Genomic DNA, 16,393 nt, shown 5'->3' on the forward strand with positions numbered 1-16,393 from the left:
AACCCGGTTTCCCATTATTCCCCACCACACCATTGAGGCAGGACGCTAATTCGCGTTAGAACATGGAAACCAGACTGGACAAAACAGACCAGGCTTTCAAATAACAAATAATGAAATAAAAATAAGTACCAAATGTAAAATTATCGATAAAGGTGAAATGTTATCTCATGCTAATTTTTAACATCGTAAGCGACCTGATATTCCATGGTTTTATTCGGCAAGATGAGATTAATCTTACCCGCGCCCTGCGCATCCGAAGTTTCGTATTTCACCGGCTGTTTCAGCTTTCCTTGTTTAGGATCGACGCATTCGATGGTTGCCTGTTCCAAACTTTCTCCCTGATACAAGCAAAGCAGCGTTTGCGGACTGTTGGTTCGGGAGTTGTTCAACGTCAGAGTAAGCACTACGCGAGTGTTGTTTTGAATATCATTGATAATGGGTGGACGTGTTTGATTCCCCAGGACATAAGAAAAATGTGAAATAATCAGTAACGACACGAATACCGACAGGTATTTCACAACTCTGACGGCCGGTACGGAGAAAAAACCTGCCGACGCCGGGATTTTTTTTCTGATCGTCGTATTTTTAATCGTTCCAGGTGTGACAGATGAAGCAACGGGAGCAATATCCGCCTCATTCAACTCTATTTCTTCAGTAGCAATTTCATCCTGTTTATCGTTACTTTCAGAAAGTTCCGCTTGAATGTCTTTATTAACATCATCGTCGACACCCCATATTTCATCAGCGACATATTCTTCTTCTTCCGAAATAAAGTGAAAAACACCCTTGTTTTCCACCTTATAACCCAGGCGCGGAATAGTTCTGATAAGTGTATGCTCAGCATCACCGATTTTTTGACGAATTGATTTAATTGTTTGATTTATAGTTGAATCCGAACAATAAGTTCCTTTCCATATGTTTTCTATAATTTCTGTACGACTAACCAGTTCTGGGGATCTGGCGACAAGAAGTGAAAGTATCTGATACTCCTTCCAACGTAGGCGAAACTTTTCCCTGGACGGTGTCAGAACATCTAGATTCCTAATCTTTATTCTTTTATCAAGATTCACTTTTAATTTCCTTAGCGTGCCTGTCCTGCACACTTTGTATAGAAATATGAAAAAATGTTCAAGAAATTAAATGTAAACTCAACAGGTTGCATTCATGGGATATTTATTTTTATAAAAAATTACTGATTTCATTTTTTACAACACCTCTCAAAAGGAGGTTAGGATTCTTTGAATGTCTTTATTTCCCTGTTGGAAACATGGTTTCTCATCATGATTTCCGGCAATAAAACCAACATACTTTATTGTTTTATAACACTAAATATAAAAATGTTATCGAATTGTTATTTTAATGAAATTGTGAAATTTCATTCTGACATCCAACGATATCATCTGTTTTTCCACCTAATCCGATTGCCAGATAGCCTACAAAAAGCCTGCTAAAACAGAATGAGAGTTATCTGATTTAGCCGTTCTTGGAATGTAGAGTTAAAATATAGCACCAAATACAAAGGCCTATTGTTATCTTGGTGAAATGAATCTCATCCGTCGCAATAAAACGGAATTTCATTCCAACCCGATACGGCCATCACAATGCTTTATTTTTGTAAGAAACTCGACGTGAAAATGAAAAAATAATGCACAAATAACATTTTTGGTAAAGACAAGAGAAAGTCACAGCAGGATAGATGCGCCTATAAACAAAGGAAAAAACAGCGCGTAATAATAAGAATATTACCTAAAGCGTCGAGGATTTCACTGAGGGGGTAAAAGATTCATCTAAAAAGAGGATAAAAAGCTCCTCCCCGGCCGGAGAGGAGCAGGTGTTACCGAAAGGCTTTCTATTTCTTACGGCCGTAGACAATCCAGGTGACCAAAATGCACGCCACGTAGAACACCAGGAAGATTTTCATCGCGCCAGCCGGTGAGCCGGTCAGCGCCAATGAGGTACCGAAGGCCTGTGGAATAAAGAAACCACCGGCGGCGCCGATCGCCGAGATAAAACCCAAGGCCGCGGCAGAGTCGGTGACAGCTTCGCGCTGAGCGCTTTCGTCACTGCCACCGGCGGCCTTAACCCGATCGACGGTAATTTTACGAAAGATAACGGCAATCATCTGGAAGGTGGATCCGCTACCCAACCCGGCGGTGAGGAACAACAGCATAAAGACGCTGTAAAATGCGATAAACGATCCTGCGTGCCCTGCCCCCGGTAAAGTCAGGAACAGTAAGGCAGCAAACACCGCCATCAGCACAAAGTTAATCAACGTGACGCGGACACCACCGAAACGATCGGATAACGCTCCACCTACCGGTCGTGCCAATGCACCCAGGAATGGCCCAAAGAAGGCATAGTGCAGGATCACCACGTCCGGGAACTGGGTTTTAGACAGCATGGCAAAGCCGGCGGAAAAGCCGATGAAGGAACCAAAGGTGGCGAGGTACAGCAAGCTCAGTACCCACAGGTGACCGCGTTTGAGCACCGGCAATTGCTGACGCAGCGACGCTTTTGAGGCCGCCAGGTCATTCATGCCGAACCAGGCCGCCAACGTGCCGATCAACAAAAATGGCACCCAAATCCAGGCCGCATTTTCCAGCCACAATGCGCTGCCGTCTGGCTGTAAATGGCCGGTTCCTCCAAATGCGCCGAAAATGGCGATGGAGATGGCCAGTGGAGCCACCAACTGCATCACGCTCACGCCCAGATTGCCTAAACCGCCGTTCAGGCCCAGAGCACCGCCCTGTTTGGCCTTGGGAAAGAAGAAGCTGATATTGGCCATGCTGGAGGCAAAGTTGGCGCCGGCAAAACCGCACAGCAAAGAAATAATGATGAATACGCCGTAAGGGGTAGTGGCGTCCTGCACCGCAAAGCCCAGCCACAGGCAAGGGACCAGCAGGAAACAGGTGCTGATGGCCGTCCAGCGGCGTCCGCCGAAGATCGGGATCACGAATGAATAAGGCACGCGCAGGATAGCGCCAGAAACCGAAGGCAGTGCAGTGAGTAGGAATAGTTGATTGGTGGTGAAGTTGAAGCCAACTTTGTTCAAATTGACGGCGACCGCGCTAAACAACATCCACACGCAGAAGGCCAAGAGCAGGCAAGGAATGGAAATCCACAGGTTGCGGTTAGCAATGCGTTGGCCACGCTGCTGCCAAAATGCGGCATCCTCAGGTTGCCAATCCTGAATAACCGCGCCTGTTTGTTTTGATAATGACGTTGCAGATTGCGACATAAAAACCTCAGACACAGGGTGATAACTTCGCTCACCCTATGGGCCGCCCCCCGCGGCAAAGTTGATGTAAATCAACCCGGATGCAGGTAGCCAAATGCCGAAAAACGCCAGCCATCCCTTTATGAGTAACCCGCAATTCAAGGTAAAAACAAAATAAATCAATCGATTGAAAATCACCCCATACCGCTGCCACGACGCCATATTGCCGGGAGGAAACTAATGGGTACTTCGTTAGAGGTATGGGGTTATCTCTGGGTATGATGAAAAATAACGCTGAAACGTTACTACCCTCGCTGGCACCACCTGCTTTCGTCCTCTGGTTCCAGCCGTTGTTTTGCTATGTTCCAGGGGTCCAAAGCTTATGAAACGCCTGTTAGCTCCGCTTTCCATCGTTAACCAGGTGGCTATTTTGATGCTGCTCCTGGGCATCCTGGGCGTGGCCGGCATGAGCATTTCCGCCTGGATGTCACAAAGCATTCAGGGCAACGCGCACGCCATCAACAAAGCCGGTTCGTTGCGAATGCAGAGCTATCGCCTGCTAGCCCAGGTGCCGCTGGATGCGCGCAGCGAATCCCTGATACGCGAACTGGACCAGGATGCCAACAGCCCCGACCTGCAGCGGCCGGTAGAACAAGAAGGCTTAACCGAGCAATTTCAGGCGCTGCATGACTACTGGCAATTGACGCTGCTGCCACAATTGCGCCAGGCCCATAAACCGGCCGACGCTGCGCCGCAGGTAGCCCATTTCGTCTCTCTGCTGGACGCGCTGGTCTCGGACATCGATCGTCATACCGAACGCCGGTTGCTGACGGTGACGCTGGTACAGGCGGTGTTTATCGCGCTGACGCTGCTGCTGTTGGTGGGCACCATTTGTTACCTGCGCCGGCGCCTGCTGCATCCCTGGCGGCAATTGGTGGCGATGGCGCTGTCGGTGGGCCGCGGCGATTTCAGCCGCCGCTTCACCCAACGTGGCCACCAGGATGAAATGGCCTCGCTTGGCGGCGCGTTAAACACCATGTCCGACGAACTGGCCACCATGTACAGCGGGCTGGAGCAACGGGTGGTGGAGAAAACTGCCGATCTGCAGCAAAAAAATCAGGTATTGAGCTTTTTGTACCGCGCCAGCCGTCAACTGCACGCCAATGAACCGCTGTGCAGCCGCCTGACGCCAATACTCAATCAGTTGCAAACCCTGACGCCATTGCGCGCCATTCAGGTGCGGCTGTATGAAAACAACAGCCAGGAGCAGTTTGTGCAGTTGAGCGGCAACCAGCCTCTGCGACCGGAGTACTGCAATAATCCGGTGTGCAGCGCCTGCCTGAACGACGACGAGCAACAGCATGCCAGCCACCCATCGCTAAGCTGGAGCCTGAGCGACAAGCTGGGAGATTATGGGGTGATTGTCGCGCAACATGCGCCACAGCGCCCGCTGAATGACGACCATAAGCAGTTGATGAATACCCTGGTGGAGCAGTTGACCAGTGTGCTGGCGATTGAACGCCAGGTTGATCACCAACAGCAGTTGATGCTGATGGAAGAACGCGCGGCAATCGCCCGTGAACTGCATGATTCCATTGCCCAGTCATTGTCGTGCCTGAAGATGCAGATCAGTTGCCTGCAAATGCAGGGTGCGGAGCTTTCCCCCGCCAACCTGGGGCTGGTGCAACAGATGCGAGAGGAACTTAACATTGCCTATCGCCAACTGCGCGAGCTGCTGACCACCTTCCGCCTACGACTGACGGAGCCTGGGTTACTGGCCGCTCTGCAATCGACGGTACAGGAGTTCAGCCAACGGCTGGGCATTCCCATCAGCCTCGACTATCAGTTGACGCCGCGCACCGTGCCCACTTATCAGGCTATCCACCTGCTACAGATTGCTCGTGAAGCGCTCAGCAATATCCATAAACACGCCCAGGCCAGCCAGGTGAGCATTCAGGTGATCAATCAACGGGGCGAAGTCACCCTGAGCGTCTGCGATAACGGCTGCGGCCTGCCTCAAGATACTCTTCGCCCCGATCACTATGGCCTGATCATCATGCGCGATCGCGCCAAAAGCCTGCACGGCCGCTGCGAAATTTTGCCCCGCAACGGCGGCGGCACCGAAGTCCGGGTGGTATTCAAGCCGGACAACCACGCCATCGACTAATGGGAGAAACCATGACGACCGAAACTGCCGCCACCATTTTATTGATTGACGACCACCCGATGCTACGCAACGGCGTAAAACAGCTTATCGGCATGGACCCGCGCCTGCAGGTGATTGCCGAAGCCGGCAACGGTGAACAAGGTGTTTCGCTGGCCGAGGAGCACGATCCTGACCTGATCCTGCTCGATCTGAATATGCCGGGCATCAACGGGCTGGAAACGTTGGATCGCCTGCGCATGACCGCGCTTTCTGGCCGCATTGTGGTGTTTAGCGTGTCGAATCACGAAGATGACGTGGTCAGCGCGCTAAAACGCGGCGCAGACGGCTACCTGCTAAAAGACATGGAGCCGGAGGAACTGTTGAAGGCGCTGCACCAGGCCGCCGCAGGCCAGATGGTATTGAGCGAGGCGTTAACCCCCATTCTGGCCGCCAGCCTGCGTGAAAACCGCCCGAGCACCGAACGGGATATTCAGCAGCTCACACCGCGCGAGCGCGATATTCTCAAACTGATTGCCCAGGGTCTGCCGAACAAGATGATCGCCCGCAAACTGACCATCACCGAAAGTACCGTCAAGGTGCACGTCAAACACCTGTTGAAAAAAATGAAGCTGAAATCGCGCGTTGAGGCCGCCGTGTGGGTACTGCAGGGCAAAAACGGCTAGTCAGCGCCGTTCAACGGCCCGGTCTCTGCCGGAATGGTGGGCGTTTGCAGCGTTTTTGGCGGCGGCAAGCCCTCGCCCTCCCCGGAAGAGGCGGTCAGCGGCGGCGTCACCTGCAGTTGGATCCAGTTGGACGTCACCAATTGCTGCTTGTCGTCTTCCAACGTGACCGATAAACGGTAGCGGTTTTCCGCCCCCGGCGTGTCATCCCACTGCGGCACAATCAGGCTCCAGCCGTGTGGATCGTTGCTGTTTTGCGACGACGTCAGGCTAAGTGCCTGGGTATCCCCCTGCCAACTGACGCGGGTGATTTTATTGGTGGTTTTAATCTCCAGCTTCAACGGCAGCGTTTCCCCCGGTTGCAGGCTCCAGGGCGGCGTGGCCAGGAAGACCTGCAGCGTTTTACGCTGGCGGAATTCCATTACCGGGACATTTTTCCGTTCGATATTGTCATAGCGGCTGCCGCGCAGCGATTTGGCCTGGGCCACATACTCCGGGGATATCTGCTTTACCAGCGGTACACCAAGGCGATAGCTCAGCGCCAGTTCGACCTGATCCTGGCTCACCCCGCCTTCCCCCATCTTGTGCAGTGCTTTCACCGTCACCAGCGGCACCGGCGTGTAATTCACCCCCAGTTGCATGGCGCGCGGGTCGTTTTGTTTTTTACCGCTGCCAAACAGGTTGACGTTCTCCCCCCAGTACTGCTCGTAGCTGAGAGAGCCGCCGATCTGGCGGTAAAACGGCAGGTAGCCCTGGGTGGTGATGTCGTAACCGCTTGCCGGACGACTGAGAAATTCGGCGTTATCCTTCTGTTGCGCCAGTGCCGATAACGGATAGTAATAATTGGCGGAAAAACGCAGGAAGTCACCCCAGGCTTCGGCCCCCAGGCTGGCGCGGTTTTGATTGCGCTTGAAGTCGCTGTCGAGCACCGTGTTATAGCCCAGCAGCCAATCACCGGCGACCCAACGCTGCCCAAGGCCAAAGTTACCCAATGAACCTTGGCTTTGCTGCAGCAGACCGAGCTGGCTGTAGGTCAGCAAGCCGTTAACGTCATACAGAGGGCTGAACAGCTGGCCGCTGCTGCCGGAAAAATCCCCCTGGTCGGACATCACCAGCGACAGTTTGGCGGTGCCCAGCGGTGACAGCAGCTCTTGCGCCTGTTGTTGCAGCACCTCACCGGCTTGCCCTACCGCGTAACTCTCGGCGCGGGTTCGCACCTGCTGGCCGGAGACATTATTCAGGTTACGCTCACCCAGCTGTTTGGCCATGGTGGCCCACTCTTTCTCTCGCTCTGCGTCATTCGAGGCGTTGCCCCCCAGCTCGGGCAAGTTGTCGTTTGCGTTCGCTTGATGGCTGACCGAGGGCGGCGCAGGGGGAGATTCGGCACCAGCCGGCAAGCTGCCCAACAGCCACGCCAAACCCACCGCCGGTAAACGGGCAGGGAGTGAGAGGAAATCAACGGCTTTTTTCAATCTGTTACACGCTTTAAGAATAACGTCAGTCATTACACCACCACCGTTCCCTCATCCCGAGAGTGGGCGGAAAAACCTTTTTTGCTGCGGCCACTCCAGGCAGCAGAACAACGACCTTTGCACAGCGAACAACCAGGGTATTGGCCCTGTCGGGCGCCGGGGCGCCAAAGTGCATCATGAACCCCAAATTCTAATCGGTTTCTGATGATAAACCATCAGATAAACCTCAGTTTATTTTGTGACAACGTCACCTGAGCGGTTGATATTACTTTGCGAAGAAAGGTCATTCCCGAACGCGCCGAACATTCGCCGTCGGGCAGGATAAATTTACTAAATTTCATCGCAGATTTTGCCTGATTAATCGGCATTCATCTTTTCATAAAACACAGTAATACGTTGATTATGCGTGAAAACCCTCAATTTCAGCGTATTTTACTTGGCTATAAATAATGCTTTGCGATCGCCTGCACAAAGCGCGTCATTACCTGGCACCTGCTCTGCTGTAAAACCCATTTTGCCGCTATTTTGAACGTTAATTTCAGTTCAGCAAGGATGCTCATGTTTAACAATCCGCAGGGGGATCTCTGGTTTCGCGGCCTGTTTATTGTGGCTATGTTACTGTCGGCGGTCATCGCCAGATGGCTCATGCATTCCGTGCCTCAGGACGTGGGGCAACGCCTGCCGCCGCTAAAAACCCGTACTCTGATGTTGATAGCGGCCTGCGCCGGACTGGCGGCATTGCCTTTTAGCCTCTCGCCGCTACAGCGAATCAGCTTGCTGCCGGTGGCGACCCTGCTGCTCGCGCTGGCGCTTATCGACTGGCGGCACAGGCTGTTACCGGATCGCCTGACGCAACCGCTGTTATGGGCTGGGCTGCTGGCCAATCAGCAAGGCTGCTTTACCTCGCTCGACGAGGCAGTGATCGGGGCCGTCGCCGGCTATCTGTCGCTATGGTGGCTTAACGCCCTTTATCGCCTTCGGCGGAAAACGGAGGGTATCGGCCAGGGCGACTTTAAATTGCTGGCGGCCCTGGGCGCCTGGAGCGGCTGGTCTGCCCTGCCGATGTTGGTGACCGGCGCAGCCATGGCAGGCTTATGCGTTGCGACATTGGCCCAGTTACGCCGCAGCACCGGCAGAGATGCCCCGCTGCCGTTCGGCCTTTATCTGGCGCTTTCCGGTTGGTTTACCCTGCTTTCGATGGCCGACATGGATATCACGCCCTTCATCAAGGGAAATTCTCTCATTTCAGCTTATTTCACCCCAATGGCGGATTAATGCCGTGGTTGGCGCTGTTATAGCCGACTGTTGGCCAGGCTGTTATAGCGAGCCTGTCTCTGCACCACTATGCTTTATTTAACCAAACACAGGAGGCTGTATGATCGGTCGTGGTTTATCTGCTCTCGCGCTCAGCGCGGCATTACTTTCCGGTTCGCTGTCGTTCGCGGCGCAGGCTGCCGGTACCTTTACCCTCAGCTCATCGGCGTTTCAGGATGGCGGCCTGCTGGCCCAGAAATATGCCGGGGCCACCCCGGGCAACGCCAGTTGCACCGGCGACAATGTTTCACCTGCGCTGAACTGGGCCAACCCGCCGGCGGGCACTACCAGCTTCGCCTTGCTGGTGTCCGATCCCGAGGGCCGTGCCGGATTGGGCGCCAGCCACTTGGTGGCCTACGGTATTCCAGCCACGGCTCAGGGGTTCGCTGAAGGCGATCTTACCCAAGGCAAAGGCTTTGTCGGCGGCAAGAACTCACCGGGTACCGCGGTGTATCATGGCCCATGCCCACCGGCAGGCTCTGGGTTGCACCACTATACCTTCGTGCTGATCGCCACCGATCTCCCGCCCCATGCGCTGGGGCCAGGGTTAACCCACGAACAGCTGTTGGAAAAATTGCAGGGCCACGCCAAGGGCGGTGCGGGCATTATCGGTCGTTTCGGTCAATAACCGGTGCCGGGGTGGCCTACTTACTCACGCGATCCAGATACAGCATGCTGTTGGCGATATCCACATGCGCATCTTTAACATTATCGCGCAGCGCCACCAGGGTTTGCCCCTGTAAGGCCACAACGTAAGGGGAACTGGCCTGCAGTTCGCGCTGCAGCGTAACGTAGCGCGCGGCGCGGGTTGCAGCATCCCCCTCTGCCGCGGCTGCACGGGTTTCCGCACTCAATGTCGGGATGTTCCATTGCGTACGCCAGGCCAGGGTTTTCGGCCCATTCGGCACGTTGTAAGCGAAGGCGCTGGCGTTGGTGTTAGGATCCAGATAATCGGCCCCCCAGTAGGTGAAGATGGCCTGGAAATCACGGCCGCGCATTTTGCCCCACAGATCGCTCTCCACTACCGGATGAATGTCCAACTGCAAACCGGCCTTGGCAAAGCTGGCCTGCAGCGCCTGGGCGATATCGGTATACGGCGGCTGGTTGATGACGATCAGATCAATACGCGTTCCTTCGGCGATACCCGCGTCATGCAGAATCTGTTTGGCTTTGGCCACGTCGAGCTTAAAAGGTTGATTATCCAAGGCGCCATCCAACCCCAGCGGCAGGAATGCCTGGTGTACGCGATACTGCCCCTTCAACAGGTTGTCGGCAATGGTCTGGTAATCCACCAGCCAGCGTGCCGCCTGCCACAAGGCCGGATTACTCAAAGCCGGTACCTGCTTGCTGCCGGTATTGAACCCCAGGTAATAGACTTTGGCCGAATCGCGCTGCTCAATCCTGATGCCCTTTTCGTTACGCAGCGAGTTGAATTGATCGGCCCCCAGATCGTAGGCCACGTCAGCATCCCCTTTCAGCAGCAATAAACGGCGGGTACCGGCATCGCTGACGTTTTTCAGCAGCACCGTTTTCAGCTTGGCCTGCGGTTGAGCGTAATCGTTGCGGCTGAACAACAGCGCCTCGTGCGGTACATAGTTGCTGACGCGATAAGGGCCGGCACCGGCTGAGTTCGAACGCAGCCAGGCATTGCCGAAGTCCCCCTGCTGACCGTGCTGGCTGAGCAGCTTTTCATCGACTATCGACGCCACCGGCGCGGTTAACAGCCGCAGCGCCAGCCCACTGCCTATATTGGCCGACCAGCTTAGCTGCACCTGGTTATCGCCCAGTTTCTTCAACTGACTCTCGACGTTTTCCGGCGTCCAGCCGAACTCACCAAGGATAAACGACGGTGCCTTGTTCAGTTTCACCGCCCGCACCAGTGAGAAGATCACATCCTCCGGGCGTACCGGGTTGCCGGAGGCAAACCGTTGGTTGGCGTTCAAGGTAAATATCAAACTGTGGCCGTCTGCCCCCGTTTGCCAACTGCTGGCCAGTTCCGGCGCCAGCTTTTCCGGCGTGGTGCGATCCGGTGTCAGCAGGCGCTGATACAGATTGACCAGGTTGGCCGAACTGACGGTTTCAAAGCTTTCGGCAGGATCGAGACTGATGATGCCTTCCAGCGAACTGACCACCACCAGCGTGTCTTTCGGGGTGGCGGCCTGTGCGCCGAAGCTCGCCGCCAGGGCACTGAACAATAACGTTGGGATTAGCCGTTTCATTGATGCACTCTCCAGAATCACGCGGATGCGTTATTTGGCGAGTGTAGGGGCAGCGACTTAGCAGAAGAACGACTATAAATTGCTTTATTTATTACGCAGATGAATAAGCCCGCCGAGTGAACGGCAGGCTGATTTCAGTTTACCAACCGGCCATGCGCCATCGCCACGGAACGATCGCACATGTGGTCAATCACGTCGGCATCATGGCTGACCAGGATCATTGTCAGATCGCCCGCCTGCTTCAGCTCGTTCAGCAGGTTGAGGATTTCCGCCTGCACCGACATGTCCAGTGCCGAAGTCGGCTCATCCAGCAACAACAGCTTTGGTTTCAGCAACAGCGCGCGCACGATCGCCACCCGCTGACGTTGCCCGCCGGAAAGCTGGTGCGGATAACGGTCCAACAGCCTGGGATCCAGCCCCACCTGGCGAAAACCGGCGCTGATTTTCTGCTCGATATTGCTCTCTTTCAGCAACTTTAGGGGTTCCGCCAGCGTGCGCAGCAATCGGTGCTTGGGATGTAACGAGGCATAGGGGTCCTGGAATACCATCTGGACCTCACGCCGCAGATCACCGGTAAAAGGACGGCCCGGTTGCAAATCACGGCCGAGCAGTTGAAAACCGCCGCTCCAGCTTTCATTCAGCCCGGCCAACACCCACAGCAGCGATGACTTGCCGCAGCCGGACGGGCCAACCAGGCCGAAGCACTCGCCCGGTTCGATGTGCAGATTGACATCATGCACCACGGTGCGTATCTCATAGCCCTGGCGGTGGCTGACGCTGAGGTTTTCCAGGGTAATCAGGCTCATTTCAGTGACTCCAGCAGTGCGCGATCCAGGACCGGCAGCGTTTTGCCGTGAGTCTCGCGGCTTGGCCGACATGACCACAACGTGCGCGTGTAAGGATGGGTGGCGGAGGCCAAACGATCGGCAGGCAGTTGATCCAACAGTTCGCCCTTGTACATCACCAGCACCCGTTCGCAGTAGTGCGCCACCTGCTGTAAATCGTGACTGATCAAAATCAGGCCCATATTACGTTGCTCCACCAGATTTTCGATCAGTTGCAACACCTGATCGCGCATCTGGTGATCCAGTGCCGAAGTCGGTTCGTCGGCAATCAACAGCTGCGGATCGTTGATTAATGCGATGGCCAGCATCACCCGCTGCCCCATGCCGCCGGACAGCTGATGCGGATAGCGCTGGCTCAGCGCCTGCGGATCGGGCAAGCCAACCGCCGCCAGCATGTCCAGCACCTTCTCCCGCCGCTCGGCGCGGCCCAGGCGGGTATGCAACAGCAACGGCTCCTCCACCTGACGCCCAATCGGCTGGGTTGGATTCAGCGCGTGCTTGGGATCCTGCATCACCATGGCCACCTTGTTCCCGCGCAGCCGGTTCCACTGGCGCTCGTTCAAGCGCGTCAGATCGTCGTCGCCCAGCGTCAGACGCTGCGCCTGCAGCTGTAACGGCGGTGGCAACAGCCCCATCAGGGCGCGGGCGGTCAGGGATTTGCCGGAACCGGACTCCCCCACCAGCGCCAGCCGCTCCTGCCCCATGCTGAAAGAGATGCCTTTCACCAACGGTGGCGAGGCCGGTAATAGCACCGACAGGCGTTCGACGGTCAATAATGGGTTATCAATGTCCATGACGAGGATCCATTTTATCGCGCAGGCCATCGCCCAGCAGGTTAAAGGCCAGGCTGGCAAACAGAATAGCCCCGCCCGGTGCAGCGGCGACCCACCACTGATCAAAAATCACTTTGCTACCCTCGGCCACCATCGAGCCCCACTCGGCGGTCGGCGGGGCCACGCCCATGCCGAGAAAGCCCAATCCCGCGGCGGAAAGAATTATTCCGCCCAAGCTCAGCGCCGCACGCACCACTGCGCTTGGCAGGCACAGGGGTAAAATATGTCCCGCCATCAGCCGCAGCCCACCGATGCCCTGCATACGCGCCGCCGCCAGATAGTCACTGCGACGCAGCGCCAGCGTTTCCGCCCGGGCTTGTCGGGCAAAAGCCGGCCAACTGGTCAAGGCCAGCGCCAGTGCGCCGTTCATCAGCCCCGGCCCCAATACCGCGACAAAGGCCAGCGCAATCACCAGGCTGGGCAATGACAGAAAAATATCGGTGACGCGCATCAGAATACGCTCGACCCAGCCGCCGAGATAACCGGCGCTGATGCCCACCAACAGCCCAATCGGGATGGTCAGCAGCAGGATTAACGACACCAGGATCAACGTTGGCCGTGCACCATAAATCACGCGCGATAACAGGTCGCGACCAAAGCCGTCGGTCCCCAGCCAATGCCCGGAGGACGGCGGCAACAGGCGCAGTTCGATGTGTTGCAAGTTAGGGTCGAAAGGCGCCAGCCAGGGAGCCAGCAGCGCGGTCAGGATCAGCACAGCCACCAGCGTCGCCCCGAGCGTCAGCGTGGTGAGTTTGCCGCGCTGGCGGTAGCCGACCGCAGGCTCGCTCTGGGGTTCATGTTCAGAAAGATATTGGCTCATCGGGTTCGCGGGTCCACTAAATAGGTCAGCGCATCGGCCAGCGCGTTCAACACCACAAAGCAGGTGCCAATCAGCAAGGTAGCGCCAAGAATGGCCGGGGTATCGGCGGCAAACAGCGCGGTGGTCAGGTAACGCCCCACGCCCGGCCAGGCAAACACCGTTTCGGTCAGCACCGCCCCTTCCAGCAGGCTGGCATAGGACAGGGAGAGAACGGTGATCAGCGTGCCGAGCACGTTGGGAAATACGTGTCGCACCAAAATACGCGTACGGCTGGCCCCCTTGGATCGCGCCAGGGTAACGTACTCTTTATTGCACTCTTCCAGCATCGCCGCCCGCAGCAAGCGGGTGATACCCGCCATCGACAACAGCGCCAACGCCACCACCGGTAACCACAGGTGACTGATGGCGTTGTAGAACATGTCGCGATCGCCGGACAGCCAGGTGTCGATCAGCACAAATCCGCTGCGCGGTTCCATGCTGTAAAGGTAGATATCGTCCAGCCGCCCCGGCCCCGCCGACCAGTGCAGCGTGGCGTAAAACAGCAGCAGCCCCAGCAGACTGAGCCAGAAAATCGGCACCGAATAGCCGATCAGCGACAGCAGGCGCGCGGCGTTATCCAGCCAACTGCCCGGTTTTATCACCGCCAAAAACGCCAGCGTAATGCCGCCGAACGCACCGAGGATAATGGCGCAGGTCGCCAGCTCCACCGTGGCCGGGAAGGTACGTAACAGATCGCTCAGCACCGGCTGGGCGGTAATGCGCGATATCCCCATATCCCCGTGCGCCAGGTGCACCAGATAGCGCCAGAACTGCACCGGCAACGGCTGATCCAGCCCCAGGTCGTGACGGACCTGTGCGTAGGTGGCCTCGCTGGCATGATCGCCGGCGATCTGCAACGTAGGATCGATCGGCGCCAGATGCGAGAGCATAAAGGTGAACAGCAGTAGCCCAAGCAGCGTCAGCGCCAATGACAGCAAGCCGGTAAGCAGCCGGCGTCCCCAACGCCAACTGTGCCGGGCGAACCCGGCGGAAGCGGTACGGCTTATCATTACTTGCTGACCTTGCTGTAGAACACCATGTCAGGGTTGATGCCCTGCTCGTAGCCTTTCAGGTTGTCACGCACCGCAATCAGGCTGCGAGCCTGCAGGCCGATGACAAACGGCGAACTCTGCTGCACGGCCTGCTGTAGCTGTTGATAATCCGCAACCCGTTTGGCAGTGTCGTTTTCCGCCGTGGCTGCCAGCGTCAGCTTGCTTAGCGCAGGGATCTGCCAGTTGGCGCGCCAGGCCAGCGTTTTGCTGCCGTCTTCCGGGTTATAGGCAAAGGCGGCGGCGTTGGTGTTCGGGTCAAAATAATCTGGCCCCCAGGAGGTCAGGGTCGCGTCATAGTTCAGGGATTTCACCTTGGTGGAAACCTGCGCGCTGAGGCCCGGCACCAGTTCCACCTTCACCCCACCCTGGGCAAAGCTGGCTTGCAAGGCCTGCGCGATATCCAGGTACGGCGGCTGATTGTTGACGTCCAGCTTGAAGCTGACGTTGGTCAGGCCGGCCTTCGCCAGGATCTCTTTGGCCTTTTGCGGGTTAAAACTGTATGGGCGATTTTTCAGCGCGCCCAGATAACCTTCCGGCAGAAACGCCTGATGGGTCTGGAACTGGCCCTTCAGCAGATCGTCAGCAATGCCTTTATAGTCGAACAACCAACGCGCGGCTTCCCAGAACGCCGGGTTGCCCAGCGCCGGTGACGCCTTGGCGTTGAACTGCAGGAAATAAAGTGAGGCGTAAGGGATGGCCAACGGCTTGACGCCCGGCTTGCCTTTCAGCGCCGCCATCTGATCTGCCCCCAGATTACGCGCGATATCGGCGTCGCCCTGTTCGATCAGCAACCGACGCGCCGCCGGATCCGGCACGTTCTTGATCAGGATAGTCTTCAGCGTCGGGGCGCCTTCCGGCGAACTTGGGTTGGCGTCGAGCACTACAACTTCGTGCGGTACGTAGGTGCGAATTTTATACGGGCCGCTGCCGGCGGAATGGCTGTTCAGCCATTGGTGACCCAGGTCATCCCCCTGCTGGTGCGACAAGGCTTCTTTGGCATCGACAATAGAAGACACCGGCGCCGAAAGCAGGCTAAGCACAAAGGCCGGGCTGACGTTTTCGCTCCAGCTTATTTTGACCCGTTGATCATCCACCTTGGTCAGGTGCTGGTCGACGTTCTTGGCGTCCCAGCCCAACTGGGTGAGGATAAACGAGGGTTCCAGATTCAGTTTCACTACCCGCGACAGTGAGAAAATCACGTCTTCCGGGCGCTGCGGATTGCCGCTGGAAAATTTGGCATCCGGCCGCAGAGTGAAGGTCAGGCTGCGGTTATCGCTGCCCGCCTGCCATTCGCTGGCCAGCGTCGGTTTGAGTTCGATAGGATTTTTGGGATCGGACTGGATCAGCCGCTGGTAGAGACTGTTGAATGACTGCACCGTGGTTAACTCAAAACCCTGGGCCGGATCAAAACTGACCACGTCATCGATGGACTGGGCAATCACCAACGTGTTTGCCGGGGTTGCTGCCTGTGCGTTGAAACTGGCCGCCACGGCCAAAAACACCAAAGAGGGAACGAACGCTTTCATCAAAACTCTCCAAGCGGATGGAATTTATAGTAATTTCGCGAGTGTATGTGAGAGCTCTCGGCAGGCGAAGGTACTTAAATAACTATAGATATTCTTTTTCTGTCTATAGCTGAGATTTTGATTATTAAGCAGGCGAGGTTCTGCGATGTGCGGCGCAATCACCGTGTTCAATCCTGAACACACCCTCTATTTTTATGGCGTGAATCTGCACGCGCAAGGGCTGATATCTA

The 16,393-nt window shown here is 56.0% G+C and carries 13 protein-coding genes; 4 read left to right on the top strand and 9 right to left on the bottom strand.

The window, feature by feature from the left end; translation table 11 throughout:
* Positions 1-170: 170 nt before the first annotated feature.
* Both AC1RKC_RS08685 and AC1RKC_RS08690 read right to left on the bottom strand, forming a co-directional pair.
* Entirely contained in the window at positions 171-1,070 is a 900-nt protein-coding gene (locus tag AC1RKC_RS08685) for a transcriptional regulator (protein ID WP_020827453.1), read from the bottom strand.
* Between the two features lie 779 nt (positions 1,071-1,849).
* On the bottom strand, positions 1,850-3,238 hold the full coding sequence (locus AC1RKC_RS08690) for a NarK family nitrate/nitrite MFS transporter (protein WP_020827454.1): 1,389 nt from the start codon (positions 3,236-3,238) through the stop codon (positions 1,850-1,852).
* A 361-nt stretch (positions 3,239-3,599) separates the two neighbouring features.
* Between AC1RKC_RS08690 and narX the strand changes: the two genes are divergently transcribed.
* Together narX and narL are read left to right on the top strand one after the other, a co-directional pair.
* Entirely contained in the window at positions 3,600-5,384 is a 1,785-nt protein-coding gene (gene narX, locus AC1RKC_RS08695) for a nitrate/nitrite two-component system sensor histidine kinase NarX (RefSeq protein ID WP_488765093.1), read from the top strand.
* Positions 5,385-5,395: 11 nt separating this feature from the next.
* Entirely contained in the window at positions 5,396-6,046 is a 651-nt protein-coding gene (narL, locus tag AC1RKC_RS08700; protein WP_046373282.1) for a two-component system response regulator NarL, read from the top strand.
* Here narL and AC1RKC_RS08705 read toward each other — a convergent pair.
* Entirely contained in the window at positions 6,043-7,548 is a 1,506-nt protein-coding gene (locus tag AC1RKC_RS08705) for a YchO/YchP family invasin (protein WP_048760222.1), read from the bottom strand. The two genes, narL and AC1RKC_RS08705, sit on opposite strands and share 4 nt — an antisense overlap.
* Positions 7,549-8,073: 525 nt before the next feature.
* On the opposite strand from AC1RKC_RS08705, the gene AC1RKC_RS08710 reads away from it, so the two are divergent.
* Positions 8,074-8,790, top strand: a complete 717-nt coding sequence (locus tag AC1RKC_RS08710) for a prepilin peptidase (RefSeq protein WP_493092351.1) — start codon at positions 8,074-8,076, stop codon at positions 8,788-8,790.
* A 100-nt stretch (positions 8,791-8,890) separates the two neighbouring features.
* A complete protein-coding gene (locus AC1RKC_RS08715; RefSeq protein WP_493092350.1) occupies positions 8,891-9,457 on the top strand; it encodes a YbhB/YbcL family Raf kinase inhibitor-like protein in 567 nt (188 codons plus the stop codon).
* Between the two features lie 16 nt (positions 9,458-9,473).
* Here the strand turns inward: AC1RKC_RS08715 and AC1RKC_RS08720 are convergent, their stop codons facing one another.
* From AC1RKC_RS08720 to AC1RKC_RS08745, 6 genes are all read right to left on the bottom strand, one after another.
* Positions 9,474-11,048 carry an ABC transporter substrate-binding protein gene (locus tag AC1RKC_RS08720; RefSeq protein WP_493092349.1) on the bottom strand — a complete coding sequence of 525 codons (1,575 nt, stop codon included), beginning with the start codon at positions 11,046-11,048 and terminating at the stop codon, positions 9,474-9,476.
* Between the two features lie 134 nt (positions 11,049-11,182).
* Positions 11,183-11,854 carry an ABC transporter ATP-binding protein gene (locus tag AC1RKC_RS08725; RefSeq protein ID WP_046373278.1) on the bottom strand — a complete coding sequence of 224 codons (672 nt, stop codon included), beginning with the start codon at positions 11,852-11,854 and terminating at the stop codon, positions 11,183-11,185.
* The gene (locus AC1RKC_RS08730; protein WP_020827462.1) at positions 11,851-12,687 is read right to left on the bottom strand and encodes an ABC transporter ATP-binding protein; all 837 of its coding nucleotides are present in this window, start codon (positions 12,685-12,687) and stop codon (positions 11,851-11,853) included. The genes AC1RKC_RS08725 and AC1RKC_RS08730 overlap by 4 nt, the downstream gene beginning before the upstream one ends.
* A complete protein-coding gene (locus AC1RKC_RS08735; RefSeq protein ID WP_020827463.1) occupies positions 12,677-13,546 on the bottom strand; it encodes an ABC transporter permease in 870 nt (289 codons plus the stop codon). The genes AC1RKC_RS08730 and AC1RKC_RS08735 overlap by 11 nt, the downstream gene beginning before the upstream one ends.
* Positions 13,543-14,595: an ABC transporter permease gene (locus tag AC1RKC_RS08740; protein ID WP_020827464.1), complete on the bottom strand. Its 1,053-nt coding sequence runs from the start codon at positions 14,593-14,595 to the stop codon at positions 13,543-13,545. Before AC1RKC_RS08740 ends, AC1RKC_RS08735 begins: the two co-directional genes overlap by 4 nt.
* Complete coding sequence (locus AC1RKC_RS08745; protein ID WP_493092348.1) at positions 14,595-16,163, bottom strand: ABC transporter substrate-binding protein; 1,569 nt, start codon at positions 16,161-16,163, stop codon at positions 14,595-14,597. The genes AC1RKC_RS08740 and AC1RKC_RS08745 overlap by 1 nt, the downstream gene beginning before the upstream one ends.
* Positions 16,164-16,393: the final 230 nt, after the last annotated feature.

Source organism: Serratia sp. GW822-FHT06E05 (assembly GCF_058799445.1).